Origin of the sequence: Bradyrhizobium sp. cir1 (assembly GCF_014198245.1) — a bacterium.
In the GTDB taxonomy this organism is placed as follows: domain Bacteria; phylum Pseudomonadota; class Alphaproteobacteria; order Rhizobiales; family Xanthobacteraceae; genus Bradyrhizobium.
The window spans coordinates 1-1691 of sequence record NZ_JACIHE010000065.1; the positions used below are offsets into that span (position 1 = coordinate 1).

General features: G+C 64.5%; 1 protein-coding gene. It reads left to right on the plus strand.

What is annotated here, in order from left to right; genetic code table 11:
* Positions 1 to 233 precede the first annotated feature (233 nt).
* Positions 234 to 1487, plus strand: coding sequence for an IS110 family transposase (locus GGD63_RS39885; RefSeq protein WP_183250658.1), 1254 nt, complete (start codon positions 234 to 236; stop codon positions 1485 to 1487).
* Positions 1488 to 1691 lie beyond the last annotated feature (204 nt).

Consider the following 1691-nt stretch of genomic DNA (forward strand, 5'->3'; position numbering starts at 1 on the left):
CTTTGCCCACCCTGTACCCTTGTGGGTTCGTGGCGGCCTCGGATGTAGACTGGCCGTCCGGGCCGATCCGCCGGGAGCAGCCTTGTCCACCAGTGCCTTGAGCACCGCCGTAGGAACCGCGCCCCGGCGGAGCGACCGCGATCGAGATCCAGTAGAAGGTCGCGCCAAGAGCGCCGGTACAGGGACTGATCAGGATCGTGGTGGCCCGCCTTGCGAGCAAGGAGGTCTCAACAATGATCGAAGATGTAGGCTGGTTCGTCGGGATCGACTGGGCAACGCGGAGCCATAGCGTTTGCCTGCTGGATGCCGTGGGAAGACAGGTTGCGCAGCACGAGTTCGACCATGGCGGCGCCGGGCTGACGGAGTTGCGTGACTGGCTGCTGGAGCAGACCAAGGCCGCACCGGGACAGATCGCCGTGGCCATCGAGATGCCGCACGGCCCGGTGGTGGAGATGTTGCTCGAGCACGGGTTTGCGGTGTTTGCCATCAATCCCAAGCAACTGGATCGCTTCCGCGATCGCTTCACGGTGGCCGGTGCCAAGGACGACCGCCGCGATGCTCATGTGCTCGGCGCCTCGCTGCGCACGGACCATGCTGCTTTCCGTCGGCTTGTGGCAGACGATGCGGCGATGATTGAGCTACGGGAGTGGTCGCGCCTGGCGGACGAACTGCAGCAGGAACGCACGCGTCTTGCCAACCGCTTGCGCCAGCAGTTGTGGCGATATTATCCCCAGGCCACCAAGTTGACCGACGATGTCGCCGACGAATGGTTCCTGGCGCTTTGGGAGAAGGCGCCGACCCCCGCCAAGGCGGTCAAGGCCAGCGAGAAGGCCATCGCAGGTGTTCTGAAGGACTATCGTATCCGCCGTCTCAATGCGGCGACAGTGCTCGGGACTTTGCGCGAGGCACCGCTGTTCGTGGCACCTGGCACGACGGAGGCCGCCTGCGCTCACATCCGCAGCCTTGCGGCACGTCTGCACCTGGTCAATCGGCAGATCAAGGAGGCTCATCAGAACCTGGACCGGCTATGTGCCGAGCTCGAAGGAGAGGAGAATCCGTCGGGGCCGAGCTCGGAGCAGTGCGACGTGACGATCTTACGCTCCTGGCCAGGAATCGGCAGGATCAATCTCGCCACACTGCTCGCCGAGGCCACAGAGCCCCTGCGCAGACGAGATTACCATGCCCTGCGCGCCTTGGCAGGGGCTGCGCCGGTGACGCGGCAAAGCGGCAAACAACGCTTCGTGATCCGCCGCCTCGCCTGCAACAGGCGGCTACAGAGCGCGCTCCATCACTGGTCGCGTGTCGCCATCCAACACGATGCTGCCAGCAGGCGACGGTATGATGCCTTGCGCAGAAAAGGACACGGCCACGCGCGTGCTCTGCGCAGCGTGGGAGATCGCTTGCTTTTTGCCCTGTGCACGACGCTCAAGCGACAGACCCCATACGATGCGGACCATAACGGCACAAAGAACTCCGCGAACGGCTGAGCCCCATTCCTTTGTTCGGCCGGGCGACCATTCCTTCGTCCCGACCTGCCGAGCGCCAGAGCGCCGCACGCAGATGCTGTCCAGGATGCCGAAGGCACCGGCAAAGCCGGCGCGCAGCGTCCTGGACTGCATCGAGCACGGCGCTACGATATTGCCCTATTCAAGGACGCTCCCCCTTGACCACGGGTAGGAGGTCCTACGGCA

Coding starts and splice junctions, on each gene's coding strand:
- GGD63_RS39885 (WP_183250658.1), top strand. CDS start 234: ATGATCGAAGATGTAGGCTGGTTCGTCGGGATCGACTGGGCAACGCGG.